This is a genomic window from Cycloclasticus zancles 78-ME (assembly GCF_000442595.1).
Lineage (GTDB): Bacteria > Pseudomonadota > Gammaproteobacteria > Methylococcales > Cycloclasticaceae > Cycloclasticus > Cycloclasticus pugetii.
This window is the reverse complement of sequence record NC_021917.1, coordinates 1,866,460-1,881,293: the sequence shown is the minus strand read 5'-3', so window position 1 is coordinate 1,881,293 and position 14,834 is coordinate 1,866,460. Positions and strand designations below refer to the sequence as shown.

The 14,834-nt window shown below is 41.7% G+C and carries 15 protein-coding genes; 14 read left to right on the top strand and 1 reads right to left on the bottom strand.

Going from position 1 to position 14,834, the window contains the following annotated elements:
- Nucleotides 1-109 precede the first annotated feature (109 nt).
- The 5 genes from dusA (at nt 110) to CYCME_RS09045 (ending at nt 3,171) form a co-directional block, all read left to right on the top strand.
- On the top strand, nt 110-1,090 hold the full coding sequence (gene dusA, locus CYCME_RS09065) for a tRNA dihydrouridine(20/20a) synthase DusA (protein WP_020932820.1): 981 nt from the start codon (nt 110-112) through the stop codon (nt 1,088-1,090).
- Nucleotides 1,091-1,147: 57 nt separating this feature from the next.
- A complete protein-coding gene (folE, locus tag CYCME_RS09060; protein ID WP_015005536.1) occupies nt 1,148-1,693 on the top strand; it encodes a GTP cyclohydrolase I FolE in 546 nt (181 codons plus the stop codon).
- 220 nt (nt 1,694-1,913) lie between these two features.
- Nucleotides 1,914-2,114, top strand: a complete 201-nt coding sequence (locus CYCME_RS09055; RefSeq protein ID WP_015005537.1) for a hypothetical protein — start codon at nt 1,914-1,916, stop codon at nt 2,112-2,114.
- On the top strand, nt 2,111-2,383 hold the full coding sequence (locus tag CYCME_RS09050) for a hypothetical protein (protein WP_016389657.1): 273 nt from the start codon (nt 2,111-2,113) through the stop codon (nt 2,381-2,383). The genes CYCME_RS09055 and CYCME_RS09050 overlap by 4 nt, the downstream gene beginning before the upstream one ends.
- An 8-nt stretch (nt 2,384-2,391) precedes the next feature.
- Nucleotides 2,392-3,171, top strand: coding sequence for a class II glutamine amidotransferase (locus tag CYCME_RS09045; RefSeq protein WP_020932819.1), 780 nt, complete (start codon nt 2,392-2,394; stop codon nt 3,169-3,171).
- On the opposite strand, the gene CYCME_RS09040 is transcribed toward CYCME_RS09045, so the two are convergent.
- Nucleotides 3,168-4,034: an HDOD domain-containing protein gene (locus CYCME_RS09040; RefSeq protein ID WP_015005541.1), complete on the bottom strand. Its 867-nt coding sequence runs from the start codon at nt 4,032-4,034 to the stop codon at nt 3,168-3,170. The two genes, CYCME_RS09045 and CYCME_RS09040, sit on opposite strands and share 4 nt — an antisense overlap.
- A gap of 273 nt (nt 4,035-4,307) precedes the next feature.
- On the opposite strand from CYCME_RS09040, the gene CYCME_RS09035 reads away from it, so the two are divergent.
- The 9 genes from CYCME_RS09035 (at nt 4,308) to CYCME_RS08995 (ending at nt 14,829) form a co-directional block, all read left to right on the top strand.
- A complete protein-coding gene (locus CYCME_RS09035) occupies nt 4,308-6,146 on the top strand; it encodes an EAL domain-containing protein (protein ID WP_020932818.1) in 1,839 nt (612 codons plus the stop codon).
- A 76-nt stretch (nt 6,147-6,222) separates the two neighbouring features.
- Nucleotides 6,223-8,580, top strand: a complete 2,358-nt coding sequence (mrcB, locus tag CYCME_RS09030) for a penicillin-binding protein 1B (protein ID WP_015005543.1) — start codon at nt 6,223-6,225, stop codon at nt 8,578-8,580.
- A 6-nt stretch (nt 8,581-8,586) separates the two neighbouring features.
- On the top strand, nt 8,587-9,135 hold the full coding sequence (locus tag CYCME_RS09025) for a tetratricopeptide repeat protein (protein WP_020932817.1): 549 nt from the start codon (nt 8,587-8,589) through the stop codon (nt 9,133-9,135).
- Nucleotide 9,136: 1 nt separating this feature from the next.
- Nucleotides 9,137-9,646, top strand: a complete 510-nt coding sequence (locus CYCME_RS09020; protein ID WP_020932816.1) for a hypothetical protein — start codon at nt 9,137-9,139, stop codon at nt 9,644-9,646.
- A gap of 21 nt (nt 9,647-9,667) precedes the next feature.
- On the top strand, nt 9,668-11,623 hold the full coding sequence (locus tag CYCME_RS09015) for an ATP-dependent DNA helicase (RefSeq protein ID WP_020932815.1): 1,956 nt from the start codon (nt 9,668-9,670) through the stop codon (nt 11,621-11,623).
- Nucleotides 11,620-12,309, top strand: a complete 690-nt coding sequence (tsaB, locus tag CYCME_RS09010; RefSeq protein ID WP_015005547.1) for a tRNA (adenosine(37)-N6)-threonylcarbamoyltransferase complex dimerization subunit type 1 TsaB — start codon at nt 11,620-11,622, stop codon at nt 12,307-12,309. Before CYCME_RS09015 ends, tsaB begins: the two co-directional genes overlap by 4 nt.
- Complete coding sequence (locus CYCME_RS09005) at nt 12,306-12,941, top strand: L-threonylcarbamoyladenylate synthase (RefSeq protein ID WP_020932814.1); 636 nt, start codon at nt 12,306-12,308, stop codon at nt 12,939-12,941. Before tsaB ends, CYCME_RS09005 begins: the two co-directional genes overlap by 4 nt.
- On the top strand, nt 12,941-13,600 hold the full coding sequence (locus CYCME_RS09000; RefSeq protein WP_020932813.1) for a site-2 protease family protein: 660 nt from the start codon (nt 12,941-12,943) through the stop codon (nt 13,598-13,600). Before CYCME_RS09005 ends, CYCME_RS09000 begins: the two co-directional genes overlap by 1 nt.
- 8 nt (nt 13,601-13,608) lie before the next feature.
- Entirely contained in the window at nt 13,609-14,829 is a 1,221-nt protein-coding gene (locus tag CYCME_RS08995; protein WP_015005550.1) for a tryptophan--tRNA ligase, read from the top strand.
- The last annotated feature ends 5 nt before the right edge of the window (nt 14,830-14,834 follow it).

Genomic DNA, 14,834 nt, shown 5'->3' with positions numbered 1-14,834 from the left:
ACCATCTAGCTGTTTACATTAATACAGGTTTATAACAGCATTATTTTTGATACTGATGGGCAATGTAAACAAATTGGGCTAACATCTAACAGAAATAGCAATTACTCTCATGCCAAGCATTAATAGACTGTTATCCATTGCACCGATGATGGATTGGACAGACCGGCACTGCCGATATTTCCATCGACTTTTATCACCTAATGCCCTGCTTTATACAGAAATGGTAACGACAGGTGCATTACTTCATGGCGATAAACAGCGCTTTTTGGCATTTGATCAATATGAGCATCCAGTAGCATTACAATTAGGTGGTAGTGACCCTAAAGCCATGGCGCAATGTGCCGGATATGCACAGGAAGCGGGTTACCAAGAAGTAAATATCAATGTCGGCTGCCCAAGTGATCGTGTTCAAAATGGACGTATAGGCGCATGTTTAATGGCCGAGCCGCAACGTGTTGCACAATGCGTATCATTAATGCGACAAGCTGTGGATATTCCAGTCACGGTTAAAACACGAATTGGGATAGATGAGTTAGATTCATTTGAATTCCTGAGAGGCTTTGTTCAGGCAGTTACTGATGCGGGTTGCGAAACTGTTATTATTCATGCCCGTAAAGCCATCTTAAACGGCCTGTCCCCGAAAGAAAACAGAACCATTCCGCCGTTAAACTACGATAGAGCGTACGACATTAAAAGAGCTTTTCCATCGGTATCAATTATTGTTAATGGTGGGATTAATGCAATCAGTGAGATTCAACAACATTGGAAACACCTTGACGGTGTGATGATTGGTCGTGAGGCTTATCATAATCCCTTTTTTTTGGCGGAAATTGAACACCAACTGTTCAAACAGCCCTTGGCCGATAGAAAAAAAGTGCTCGAAGCCTACCTTCCATATATTGAAAAACAATTAGAGTTAGGTGTTCCGTTACAAAATTTAACACGGCATATATTGGGGCTTTTTGCAGGTCAACCTGGTGGAAAACATTGGCGTAGGTACCTTAGTGAGAATGCTCGACAGAAAAATGCGGGGCCAGAGGTATTATTAGCCGGTCTAGAGGCTATGGCGCCATACGCTAAAACTATTTGATTTAAAGCAAACAAGAAAACGGTATACTTTAAATACTTTTAAAGATGATTGAGATTGATGGAAAAACTATATAAACAAATAATTTCACAGGTTGGAGAAGACGTTAATCGCCAAGGTTTGGTTGATACGCCAAAGCGTGCGGCAAAAGCAATGTCTTTCTTAACAAGCGGCTATCAGCAAAGTTTAGAGAATATTGTGAATGGCGCCGTTTTTGACTCTGATGCTGATGATATGGTGATTGTTAAAAATATAGAACTGTATTCTATGTGTGAGCACCATTTACTACCCTTTATTGGCAAGTGCCATGTGGCGTATCTGCCAGATGGAAAAGTACTTGGTTTATCAAAGGTAGCTAGAATCGTCGATATGTATGCACGTCGATTACAAATACAAGAGCAATTGACGACACAAATTGCAGATTCTATTCTCGAAGTAACGGGTGCAAAAGGGGTTGCAGTGGTTGTGGAGGCAAAACATTTGTGCATGATGATGCGAGGTGTGGAGAAACAAAACTCACAAATGACTACATCTAGTATGTTGGGGCAATTTCGTAAAAATTCTGAAACACGGGCTGAATTTTTAAGCTTATTAAAAATGGGCTAGTGGTGATTCAGCCTGTTAAATTACAGAAAAGCTGTTAATAGCACTGTTTTATTAGTTTAGGGAATGATGTGCCAAATAGACGGTCACAGAGTTTTAAAGGGAGTGATAGTCAGCGACTATCCCCACATTTAGGTGAAAGTAAAACACAGGCCTATGTGTTTTTAGAAGTTGATTGACAGTACGCCATAGGTGAGACGGTAATACAAAAGGAGGGAACGAGATGCCAAAGTTTTTTGGAGAAGGGTCCGATTGTAGTTTTTGTAGAATGATGAGAAGTATGGCATTCAGTGGCCTAGGTGCTGCGATTGGTGCGGGGATAGGTAGCCTGCTAGGCCTGCAGCGATCTGATATTTGGATGTGTGCGATTGGCGGGGCTTTTGTAATGGTCTTTTTGGTTTTAAGAAAACTGGAAAATTCATGAGATATATCGTATTGATAATCATAACCTTTGTTCTTTCGGCTTGTTCAGAAGAACAGCAAAATAAATTTTCACGATTAGGTGTGAGCTGGATGGAAGGCGATTATAAGGTAAGCTTTTACGAGGGTGAGCATAAAAAATCGTGGACAGTTCTTGATAGTAAAGTGACATCTGAATCACAAAAAGGTTATTACTACTTTTGGGTTAAAGAGAACGGTAAAAAGAAATACGTCCAAGTTCCTATCGAGCGGACTATCATAGAAGAGATTTAACAGTCTATATGTGTGAATTACTAGGGATGAGTGCAAATGTACCGACAGATATTTGCTTTAGCTTTAGTGGTTTAATTAAGCGTGGTGGGGAAACTGGTGTACATAAAGACGGGTGGGGTATCGCTTTTTATGAAGGAAAAGGTTTTCGTGCTTTTCACGACCCAGTTGCTAGTGCTAACTCTGAAGTCGCAAAGTTTATTCAGCAGTACTCAATAAAAAGTACGCAAGTTATTTGTCATATTAGAAAGGCAAACCGAGGACGTGTTTGTTTGGAAAATACACACCCATTTTCGCGTGAACTGTGGGGTAAAATATGGTCATTTGCACATAATGGTCAATTAAAAGGCATTAAGAAAAAAGTACTTAATGGCTACACCCCTATCGGCACAACAGACAGCGAGTATGCTTTTTGTTGGATTTTGGGCCAGCTTCGTAAAAAGTACCCTGTTAAACCAAAAAGTAAAGTGAAGTTGCGGAAGACTGTTGAAGAACTTTTCCGTAAGGTATCTCAGCATGGAGTGTTTAACGTATTAATGAGTGATGTAGATCATTTGTATACGTTCTGTAATACAAAACTATATTGGCTAACACGTCAAACACCATTCGTAGAGGCGCAATTATTGGATGCAGACTTGTGTGTAGACTTTAATCAAGAAGCGTCACCCGATGATGTGGTGACGGTGATAGCCACTGAGCCGCTGACATCGAATGAGCAGTGGACGAAAATGGAGACCAATGAATTTAGTGTGTTTCGCTTGGGTGTAAAAACATTTACGCAGGTTTCTTAATCAAAAAATAACGCATAGGTTTGGCTAAACTGTTCGTCTACGTGATTAGCAGCGGGTGCAATAATGCCGTAAGGGAGGTCAAGCTGGTTCCATAAATTATCTTCTGTAGATATCGTTTTGTTGATGGTTTCTTCAGACGTACTGTTAGCATGAGTTAATTTATTCGCAAGGTAAACGATATAAACTTCGTCTTTATTATTAGTAGCTAAATCAGGCTGATGATGGAAGCTTGCCGAATCTTGAATGGAAGCTGGTATTTCCCATAGTTTTAACAAAGCACCACCTAGCTCGGCATGATTAAAACCTACAAAGGAGGCCTCGGCTTCAATTTCATTTACAGTTTCCGTCTTAACAAGCAAAGCGGCTGCGCGGGCTAGATCAGGTGCTTTGATATAAAAAATTAACCGCCCTATATCATGGAGAAGCCCACTCATAAATGCAGAACTAAGCTGCCTTTTTTTAGGGTGATTGTCAGCAAGGTACTTTGCAAATAAAGCAGTTTTTAAACTATGCATCCAAAATTGGCGCATATCAAGAATCGAGTTAGGTAAAGTTGAAAATTTTTCAACCACGCTCGTTGTCATGACTAGCATTCGAACGTCATGATTACCCAAAATAGAAATGGCATGCTCAATTGTTTTAATCGAGGCCGGGAAACCAAAAAAAGCGGAATTAACAATTTTTAGCATTCGAGCGGATAGTGAAGGGTCTTGTTCGATAATGGCCGCAATATCTTGAGAGTTTTTTAAGGGGTCGTCGAGTGCTTGTGTAATACGATAGAAAATCTCCGGAGCAGAGCACAGGTCAATGTCTCCTGTTAAAAAATCATCAACGGTACAAATATTGGCGTATGTTTGTGTCATATCGAATCATGATTAAAAAGTTAATGGCTCTAAGTCTAGTAAAAATAGGCGATATGCTTAACGTTGAATGACAGATTTTTATTTTTTCTAGCAGATATATATTCTACGGGGTCCTTGTCCGGAATATCAAGCTGTTATGAAATTATTGTTGACACTGTATTAAGATTAGGCGTAAAGTTGTTGATAGAAAAGAAAATTATGTATATATTTTGATAATTATTCGTTGCTTGTTGTTTTAAAATAACGGATAGTCAGCTCGAAAAGGCGACTGAAATGACGGAACAAATACCAAAGCAACAAGCTATTCTAATCATCGAAGACGAGGTGAGCCGCTTGTCTAGGCTGCAGGATATTTTATCAGCCGGTGGTTATAGAAATTTAATTTGTGCATCAAGTCAGGAACAAGCTTTTGAGCTTATCCGTCCTTATCAAGGGAAGGTAGACGAGATTGGCATGATATTTTTAAGTTATGGCTTGCCTCAAAGTGACCCCTTGAAGCTTAGCCAGGTTTTAACGACTCTCGATGGTCATGATGCCATTCCGTTGATTTTACTCGCAGATAAAGCAATTACGATTAATGATGAGTTGATGGCCCAATGTCATAAAGCAAATGCCGCGACGATGACGCATTACCCAACAGAGGGCAAACATCTCATGCCTTTAGTTGAACTGGCGTTTGCACTTAAAAGTGAACGAGATGATCGAATTCAAAGTGAGGAAAAGTTAGTCAGGGAGCTTTCTGAACGACGAATTATGGAAGCCCGTTTACAATATTTAGTAGCGCATGATGAATTGACAGGGTTATCTAACCGAAGTGGCTTAGAAAAAACATTGGATTTTGCTATTTTAAGGTGCAATAACTTTAAACAACATGGTGCTTTGTTAGACATTGATTTAGACCAATTTAAAGTCGTCAATGATATTGAAGGTCACGAAGCTGGTGATCGACTTTTAGTGGAAGTGGCCACCTTAATTCGCTCAACCTTTGATAATAATGCGTTTATTGCACGAGTTGGCTCAAATTTATTTCAAGTCTTCATCAGTAAAACAGCCGAAAAAGAGGCCATGCAATTGGCTGAAAAAATAAGGCTAACCATTGATGAGTTTGATTTTAAATCGGGTGAGAATATTTATAATATATCAGCCAGCATCGGTGTCGCGATGTTGGAACCATTAAAGTTAATTAAACGCCCTAGTGAACTGATGTCTAGAGCGAATCATGCCTGTTATTCTGCTAAGACCTTGGGCCGTAATAGGGTTAATTTATTTGAGAGTGATAACGACGAATTAATTAGCATTAGAGAGGATGCCAAATGGGTACCTAAAATTCGTCATGCATTGAGTGAAGACTTATTTAAAATAGTTTTTCAGCCTGTCGTGAAACTCTCCAACGGGTCCGTTTCTCATTATGAAACATTGCTTCGGATGATAGGGGATGAAGGCGAGTTGTTAAGACCAGCCCAGTTTATTCCGGTGGCAGAGAGAATGGGGCTTATCCATCACATTGACCTATGGGTGGTTTCACATGCGATAGATCACATCGCTGGTCTACCAAAAACACAAGAGAATATTTGTTTTACCATTAACTTATCCAGTCACGCACTCCAAGGTGATTATTTGTTGCCGGTTATTAAACAGAAACTTGAATCTACATGGATTTCACCGTCAAGGCTAACGTTTGAAATAACAGAGACAGCAGCAGTTTCAAATTTCAATAAAACACGTGAAATGGTTTCTAAAATTCGTGCCCTAGGGTGTCGATTTGCCTTAGATGATTTTGGTGCTGGCTTTAGCTCGTTTAATTATATTAAAAACTTTCCGGTCGATTATCTAAAAATTGATGGTCAATTCATTAATAATTTAGCTGTGGACCATGCTGACCAAGTTCTTGTTAAATCAATGATAGAAGTAGCGCATAGTCTTGGTAAGAAAGCCATTGCAGAATATGTCTCAAATGCTGAAATATTACGAGTATTAAAAGAGTTGGGTGTGGATTATGTTCAAGGTTACCTGCTTGGTAAGCCTAGCCTAGAACTGTTAGAGGATCAGTATGTTTCTATTGACGGTTTGTTGAATAAATCGTTAGATATCGAAAAATTAATGACCCATTAACGCCAAGTCTATGACATGATGACGCAGCCGTGCTGCGGTGCAAATTTTGTAACCTTGTAAATCTGTTAAATTGACTATGGCTAAGCCAAAAACTAAAGCAAAATCGAGCAGAAAAAAAACGAAGAAACCTCAAAAAAAACCACAGTCTAGTGGTTTTCTAAAGAGGTTAATCCTGAAAGTAGGGTTGCTATTAATCGTTGTGATAGCTGTCTACGTTTTTTACTTAGATCATGTTGTTCGCACTCAATTTGAAGGGAAAAGGTGGGCGTTACCGGCTCATGTGTTTGCAAACCCTGTTGAACTGTATCAAGGGCTGTCCTTATCAGCACAGCAATTTGAATCGTTATTGAAAGACCTACATTACCAACGAACATCGACATTCACCTCGGGCGGTCAATACTATCAATCAGGCTCAACTTTTACGGTAAAAACACGTTCATTTAAATTCTTTGATGACCGTGAAGTATCTAAGACAGTCAAAATTTACTTTAGAAGTGATCATATATCGGCGATTCAAAACGTACAAACAGGTAAGTCTGAAGCCTTACTCCGTTTAGACCCAGTTCGAGTCGGTAGTTTTTACCCTAGTCACAAAGAAGATAGGATTCTAATAAAGCTTGATGATGTGCCACGTACATTAATTGACGGCTTGATATCAGTTGAAGACCGCGATTTCTATCAACATTACGGCGTTTCTATTAAATCTATTTTGCGTGCGGTGTGGGCAAATATAAAAGCTGGAGGCGTTGTTCAAGGAGGCAGCACCTTAACGCAACAATTAATTAAGAATTTTTACTTAACGTCAGAAAGGAGTTTGTGGCGAAAGATTAAAGAAGCCATGATGGCGTTGATTATTGAGTTTCATTACGAAAAAGATGAGATTTTAGAAGCCTATCTAAATGAGGTTTTTGTTGGCCAAGATGGTGAGCGTTCGATCAATGGTTTTGGAATGGCTAGTGTGTTTTATTTTAATAAACCCTTGATTGAATTAAAGCCACATCAAACGGCGTTGTTAGTTGGGTTGGTCAAAGGCCCTTCTTATTATGACCCGAGGCGACACCCCGAAAGAGCGCTAAAACGCAGAAACTTAGTACTTGATGAAATGACTCGCTTTGGAGTGCTACCGGACGAGCAAAGGCGTATTGCAAAACAATTTGGTGTGGATATTTCGCCATTTAAGCAGGTTAAAAGTTCTCGCTTTCCTGCATTTTTAGATTTAGTAAAGCGTCAATTAAGTCGAGATTATAAGGATGAAGACCTACGCTCGGAAGGCCTAAATATTTTTTCAACGCTTGATTACAATATTCAGACGACGGCCGAAAAACTGTTTAAGCAAAAGCTTGAAGCACTTAATAGGCAGTACGGTATTGAAAAAAATAAACTCCAAGGTGCAATGGTTATTACACGCCGTGAGGGCGGTGAGATTGTTGCCGTTATTGGCGACAGAAATCCATTGTTTAGTGGGTTTAATAGGGCGCTAGATGCAATTAGGCCGATAGGCTCTTTGGTGAAGCCAGCAGTTTATTTGACGGCATTATCGCAACCAGCAGACTATACGCTCACGACAATGATTGAGGATAAGGCGGTTAGTTTAAAACAACGTTCAGGTGAACTTTGGATGCCGGAGAATTATGACAAGGTTGAGCATGGACCTGTGCCATTATACGAAGCCTTGTCGAACTCATATAATTTAGCGACTGTTCGCTTGGGTATGGCGCTTAAAGTGCCAAATGTAAAACGAACAATTGAAGAGCTAGGTATTCGGCGACCGATTAAGCCTTACCCGTCATTATTGCTGGGAGCACTTCGGCTATCACCTCTTGAGGTAACGCAAATGTATCAAACTTTAGCAGGCGAAGGTTTTTTTACCCAATTACGATCTATCCAGTCAGTAACATCTAGTGATCATATCGCTTTGCAGCGTTATGCGCTAAGTGTACGACAAGTGGCAAACCCATCAGCGGTTTACCTTGTTAATACAGCCTTACAAGAAGTGATGACGAAGGGCACAGGGCGCTCAGTTTATCGACAGATGCCTCATTACTATAAGGTGGCCGGGAAAACCGGAACTACTGACGAATTAAGAGATAGTTGGTTTGCCGGGTTTAGCGGGGATTATTTAGCAGTTGTATGGCTAGGACGTGACGATAATAGGCCCTCTAAATTAACTGGCGCTAGCGGCGCATTGCAAGTATGGTCAAGTGTTATGAGTACTATTTCAAAAGAGCCCGTGGAGCTGACAAAGCCACAGAATGTTGAGTATACTTGGGTAGACCCACTCGGCTATCGTGCTAATGAGTTTTGTGAAGATGCTGTACAATATCCGTTTATAAAAGGCTCCGAACCCACTGAGTATTCACCCTGTGTTGGGGCGGTTAATAGAACATTAGAGCGAGCTGGGAATTGGTTTGATCGCTTAACGAACGGTATGTAAATAATCATGAAATTAACCACCTTGATCGCGTTGCTGCTAGCTTTATCGGGTTGCGCAGATCTGTCGATGTATAATCAAGTACCTGCTCCGATTGGACGCACTGGTGAAGCTTCGCCATATCCATCGCAACCATTGCCACAAACGGCTCAAACATACCCTATTGATGAGCAGCCTATACAAGAGGGTATGGGGCAGTCTTATGATCAACCAATCGATGAGGCAAAAACCACACAAAACCCAGCTGTAGTTGCCTTACTGGATAGTGCGTACCAACAAAGTGAATCTGGCCAACCTGATATGGCGGCTTCAAAATTGGAACGAGCTGTTCGTATTTCTCCAAGAGACCCGCAGGTTTGGCATGCATTGGCGAAGGTGCGTTATCAACAAAAGAAATATACCTTAGCGATTAGTTTGGCTGAAAAATCTAACTTATTGTCTGCTGGGCAGGCGAGCCTTCAGCGTAGCAATTGGTTATTGATGGCAGACTGTTATGATACCTTAGGTCGAACTGAGGATGCCCGAAAAGCACGTGTTGCTGCCAATAGGTTGTTTTAAAATGACGGAGCCAACGCAAGTTTATTCTGTTGATAAATTAATAGAGCAAGCAAGGCAGTTGGCCACAGATTATAAAAAAATGACAGGTAAGCCCTTGCCGGGGGTCAGCAACGAAATTGCTGAACATGATGCCTGCAAACTATTAGACTTAGCGTTAAGCGACGACCGCTCGCTAGGTTTTGATGCCTTACGTGTTAAAGGGCGTGGGCCAAAAAGAATTCAAATTAAAGCGCGAACTATATTCAATGACAATTATCGAGGCCAACGGCTTGGGCAATTAAAGTTAGATAAAGAATGGGACTCGGTTGTGTTAGTGCTTATGGATGAAAATTATCTGCCGTTTGATATCTTTGAGGCCACACGTAGCGATATTTTAGATAACCTGAATGATAGCTCAAAACGTATGAAGCGAGGCGCTATGTCGGTTGCAAAGTTTCGCAATATTGCTACCTTGGTTTGGACAAAAGAAGGCGGTTTGGACGCATCAGCGTGGCCTGATGAAACAAGTTAATAAATTTAAACGGATAACCCTTTGTACGACCTCGATAGCATATTTGGCTCTAATGGCGAGCTGGTTAAACATATTCAAGGCTTTCAACCGCGAGATGGACAGTTGTCGATGGCGCAGGCTATCGAGCGGGCTATTGAACAGCATACACATCTAGTAGCTGAAGCTGGAACAGGAACAGGAAAAACCTTTGCCTATCTTATTCCTGCCATTTTATCTGGTAAGAAAACAATTATCTCAACCGGGACGCGTAATCTTCAAGACCAAATATTCGAAAAGGACTTCCCGTTAATCCGTGAGGTATTAAACGTACCTGTACAGGGTGCAGTGCTGAAAGGACGGTCTAATTACCTGTGTTTATATCGCCTTGATCAGGCAAAAATGCAAATATCTAGCTTTGATAAACAGACGGATGCTGAATTAAGAGAGGTCGAACGGTGGTCGAATCAAACAAAAGAGGGAGATATTGCTGAGGTAACATCGGTTGCCGAAGATTCTTACGTTTGGCAACAAGTCACGTCAACAGCAGATAATTGTTTGGGCCAAGAATGTCCAATGATCAGTGAGTGTTTTCCAGTATTAGCCAGAAAAAAAGCACAAGAAGTAGATGTATTAATTGTTAACCACCATCTTTTATGTGCAGACTGGTCATTGAAAGATGATGGGTTTGGGCAGTTATTGCCAGATGCAGAGCTAATTATTGTTGATGAGGCCCACCAATTAATTGACACGGCGTCTCGGTTTTTAGGGGTGTCGGTCAGTGCACGTCAAATTTTATCGTTGATCGGTGATGTAAGTGCAGAACAATTAAAATTAGCATCAGATATGCCTGAATTGATTGATTTAACACATGTAATTAGTGAAGACATACGAGAAATGCGGAAGGTGCTGCCTGAGCCGGTTATTAAAGGCTCTTGGGATGAGCTTGAGCAAGGTACAGATTTCTTGCAAGCCTTAGATTGCCTGATTGAACGTATCGAACAGTTATTTAAAGTATTAACTAAGGTGGCTGTTCGTTCTAAAGGTTTAGAGGCGTGTTGGAAACGCAGCGAAGATGTTCTACTGCGACTGAAACTTTTTTCAAATCAAGATCAGCACGATTGGATCCAATGGTTCGAAACGTATCAGCGGACGTTTACTTTTTATCGAACGCCTTTGGATATTTCTAAGGCATTTGCCAGTTTTGCTTTTGCCAGTGATGCCAGCTGGGTGTTTACCTCGGCAACTTTATCGGTGAATAATAAATTTGATTTCTTTTCTAAACGATTGGGTTTGGAAGATGCTGAAACAGGTAGCTGGGAAAGCCCTTTTGATTTTGTGCATCAGTCATTGATGTATGTCCCAACTGGCATGCCTGAGCCACGCGATTATCACTATACGGCGACGATGATTGAAAAAATCATTCCAGTATTAGAGGCTAGTGAAGGTAGGGCATTTATTTTATTTACCTCGCATAAGGCATTAAAAGAAGCCGCTAATATTTTATTGGCTGAAACGAACTTTAAATTATTAGTGCAAGGTGATTTGCCGAAGCAACAAATGTTAGAGTCCTTTAGGCGTTCTGAGCGTGCGGTTTTGCTCGGTACTGCGAGTTTTTGGGAAGGCGTTGATGTGCGGGGGGAAGCCTTATCCTGTGTGATTATAGATAAACTACCGTTCGCATCGCCTGGCGATCCGGTGACTAAAGCTCGGTTAGAATATATGGCCGCTAATGGCCAGTCAGCGTTTTCAGATTTCCAATTGCCCTCAGCAGCCTTGACGCTAAAACAGGGGGTGGGAAGGTTGATTCGTGATGTTGAAGATAAAGGCGTGTTGGTGCTGTGTGATCCACGGTTATCTAGCAAAGGCTATGGTAAAGTGTTTATTAAATCCTTGCCAGCGATGCCTATTACACAAGATGTAAAAGATGTGAAGAGATTCTTTCATCGTATCAATAGTCAAAAACTCAGTGATAAAAAACACGTTATAAAATCAGCATGAAAATTTTAGCGATTGAAACAGCAACAGAGGGGTGCTCTGCGGCCTTGTTGATAAACGGCGAGGTAATAGACCGTTTTCAGGTGGCACCACGAGAACACGGTAACTTGATTTTGCCAATGGTCGATGAGCTACTGAACGAAGCTGGTATGACGTTACAACAACTCGATGCGTTAGCTTTTGGCCGTGGCCCCGGGTCTTTTACCGGCGTTAGAATGGCGACAGGCGTTATTCAAGGCTTAGCCTTTGCGGCAGAGCTACCGATCGCGCCGGTGTCTACGCTTACCGCGTTGGCATATCAGGCGGGTCCTCCCGTAGAAGGTCAGACAGTGTACGCAGCCTTAGATGCTCGAATGGGTGAGGTATATTGGTGCGAATATGAACGGATTGATGGCCAACTCAAAGCGGTTTCCAATGAGTCTGTTATTGCGCCAGCAGCGTTAAGCGTTACGCAAGGAAAACAGGCGATTGGTATTGGACACGGTTGGGGCACATATGAAAATGAGTTAACGCAGTTAGTTAACGCTAGCGAGTTGTTGCTTTTACCAAACGCGCTGCCAAAAGCAAGAGAGGTTGCTCAGTTGGCGGTCGGCATGGTGAGGGATGGGCAAACGGTGTCTGCCGACAATGCATTACCGGTGTATTTACGTGATAATGTAGCAAAGAAAAAAGCACAACAGCAATCATGAAACAATACTTGAATATTCACCCCGATAATCCACAGCCACGGTTAATTAAGCAAGCGGCCGATATTATACGTCGGGGCGGTGTTATCGCTTACCCAACTGACTCTTCTTATGCCTTGGCTTGTCATTTGGGTGATAAGCAGGCGCTTGATCGTATTCGTCAGATTCGTCGAATTGACGATAAACATAATTTCACCTTAGTGTGTCGGGATCTAACTGAGATCTCGATGTACGCACAAGTGAATAACGATACGTACCGCCTGCTCAAATCATTAACGCCGGGCGCGTTTACTTTTGTGTTAAAGGCAACTAAAGAGGTGCCTCGACGCCTCCAGCACCCGAAACGAAAAACCGTTGGTATTCGTATTCCAAATAATTTGGTTGCGCAAAAAATACTTGAAGAGCTCAATGAGCCGATGTTAACCAGTACCTTGATCTTGCCGGGTGAAACCGAGGCCATAGCCGATCCTTATGAGATTAATCAGCAGTTAGCCCGAGTATTGGACCTTGTGGTTGATGCGGGTGTTATTCCGTATGAACCAACAACCATGATCGTTTGGGATAATGACTTTCCTGAAGTGGTTAGAGAAGGTAAAGGTATTGCTGATTTTATTGCACGTAAGGATGAGCATTAATGTCAATGGACGAATTGACCTTGGTCGGTCGAATAGCGGTGTGGATATTACCGGTTATTTTTGCCATTACTGTTCACGAAGTCGCTCATGGTTGGGTGGCTAGCCAGTTTGGTGATAATACGGCAAAGAGCCTTGGGCGTTTAACCTTAAACCCCATTAGTCATATGGATTTGGTCGGAACCGTGATTGTGCCAGGGGTTTTGTTATTATTGGGTGGTTTTATATTTGGTTGGGCAAAACCGGTTCCGGTTAACTGGCACAATTTAAAGAACCCCAAACGTGACATGATTTATGTGGCCCTAGCGGGACCCTTCGCTAATCTTTTAATGGCGATTGGTTGGGGTGTTGTCATGAAAATAGGCTATATGATGGGCGCGCAAAATGAGTATTTTGCTATACCGTTGATATACATGGGCTATGCAGGTATTTTTATTAATTCGGTGCTGATGATGTTAAATTTGTTACCGATTTTACCGCTTGATGGTGGACGGGTGTTGGCCGGTTTATTGCCAATGAGAGCCAGTATTGAGTTTAGTAAACTTGAACGCTTAGGCTTTCCAATTTTGGTCTTTATTATTGTAATGGGATGGTTATCTAAAATTTTAGGTCCGCCCGTTTATTTTTTACAAACCAGTATTTTTAAAATATTGGGTATTTAGGAGGAAATGTGAGTTCAGAAGTTCCAGCGCAGTATCGTCGTGTACTATCCGGTATGAGGCCAACCGGCAAATTGCATTTAGGTCACTATCACGGAGTACTAAAAAATTGGGTCGATTTACAGCAAGAATATAAGTGTCATTTCTTTGTGGCAGATTGGCATGCGCTCACAACGCACTATGAAGACCCTTCAATTATTGCAGACAGTACTTGGGATATGGTTGTTGATTGGTTGGCCGCTGGTGTTGATCATGGTTTGGCTGATTTATTTATACAATCGAGCATTCCTGAACATGCAGAGCTGCATTTGTTGCTATCTATGATAACGCCGCTGGGCTGGTTAGAAAGGGTCCCGAGTTATAAAGACCAGCAAGAAAAACTCAAAGAAATGGATTTAGCAACGTATGGGTTTTTAGGCTATCCACTTTTACAAAGCGCAGACATTCTTATATACAAAGCCGGTTTAGTCCCCGTTGGAGCCGATCAGGTGGCACACGTTGAGTTGACGCGTGAGGTGGCTAGGCGCTTCAATTATTTATATGGCCGAGGCTTAGACTTTGAAGAAAAAGCGGAAGCTGCGATTAAGAAAATGGGGAAGAAAAATGCCAAAATATTCAACAAGTTGCGAAGTTCTTTCCAAGAAAATGGTGATCAAGAAGCACTGGGTGTAGCTAGAGCTTTATTAGAAGCACAACAAAATATAACGGTTGGTGATAAAGAGCGTTTATTTGGTTATTTGGAAGGCAGTGGCCGCGTTATTTTGCCAGAGCCCATCGCCTTGTTGACTAAAGCGTCGAAGATGCCCGGCTTAGATGGGCAAAAGATGTCCAAGTCCTATAACAACACAATTGCATTGCGCGATGAACCAGAAGAGGTAGAGAAAAAACTTAGAACAATGCCAACCGATCCAGCGCGTGTTCGTAGAACAGACGCGGGTGACCCAGCAAAATGCCCAGTATGGCAGTTTCATGAGGTGTATTCAGAAGAGGGTGTGCGTAATTGGGTTCAAGAAGGCTGTAAGTCAGCGAGTATTGGTTGCATAGATTGTAAACAACCCGTTATTGATGCTGTGTTACGTGAACTAAAACCGATGCAAGAAAGGGCTAAAGAATACACGGAGCAACCTGAGCTTGTTCGCTCTATTATTAATGAAGGCACTGAAAAAGCTAGAGATTTGGCAAAAGAGACGCTTGAAGAAGTAAAGTCAGCAATGGGTATTAATAACGTTTAAACGAC

What these genes read in the sequence shown, in the direction of transcription:
- CYCME_RS09035 (WP_020932818.1), top strand. Translation starts at nt 4,308, where the DNA reads ATGACGGAACAAATACCAAAGCAACAAGCTATTCTAATCATCGAAGAC.
- CYCME_RS09005 (WP_020932814.1), top strand. Translation starts at nt 12,306, where the DNA reads ATGAAACAATACTTGAATATTCACCCCGATAATCCACAGCCACGGTTA.
- dusA (WP_020932820.1), top strand. Translation starts at nt 110, where the DNA reads ATGCCAAGCATTAATAGACTGTTATCCATTGCACCGATGATGGATTGG.
- CYCME_RS09045 (WP_020932819.1), top strand. Translation starts at nt 2,392, where the DNA reads ATGTGTGAATTACTAGGGATGAGTGCAAATGTACCGACAGATATTTGC.
- CYCME_RS09025 (WP_020932817.1), top strand. Translation starts at nt 8,587, where the DNA reads ATGAAATTAACCACCTTGATCGCGTTGCTGCTAGCTTTATCGGGTTGC.
- CYCME_RS09020 (WP_020932816.1), top strand. Translation starts at nt 9,137, where the DNA reads ATGACGGAGCCAACGCAAGTTTATTCTGTTGATAAATTAATAGAGCAA.
- CYCME_RS09050 (WP_016389657.1), top strand. Translation starts at nt 2,111, where the DNA reads ATGAGATATATCGTATTGATAATCATAACCTTTGTTCTTTCGGCTTGT.
- CYCME_RS09000 (WP_020932813.1), top strand. Translation starts at nt 12,941, where the DNA reads ATGTCAATGGACGAATTGACCTTGGTCGGTCGAATAGCGGTGTGGATA.
- folE (WP_015005536.1), top strand. Translation starts at nt 1,148, where the DNA reads ATGGAAAAACTATATAAACAAATAATTTCACAGGTTGGAGAAGACGTT.
- mrcB (WP_015005543.1), top strand. Translation starts at nt 6,223, where the DNA reads ATGGCTAAGCCAAAAACTAAAGCAAAATCGAGCAGAAAAAAAACGAAG.
- tsaB (WP_015005547.1), top strand. Translation starts at nt 11,620, where the DNA reads ATGAAAATTTTAGCGATTGAAACAGCAACAGAGGGGTGCTCTGCGGCC.
- CYCME_RS09055 (WP_015005537.1), top strand. Translation starts at nt 1,914, where the DNA reads ATGCCAAAGTTTTTTGGAGAAGGGTCCGATTGTAGTTTTTGTAGAATG.
- CYCME_RS09040 (WP_015005541.1), bottom strand. Translation starts at nt 4,034, where the DNA reads ATGACACAAACATACGCCAATATTTGTACCGTTGATGATTTTTTAACA.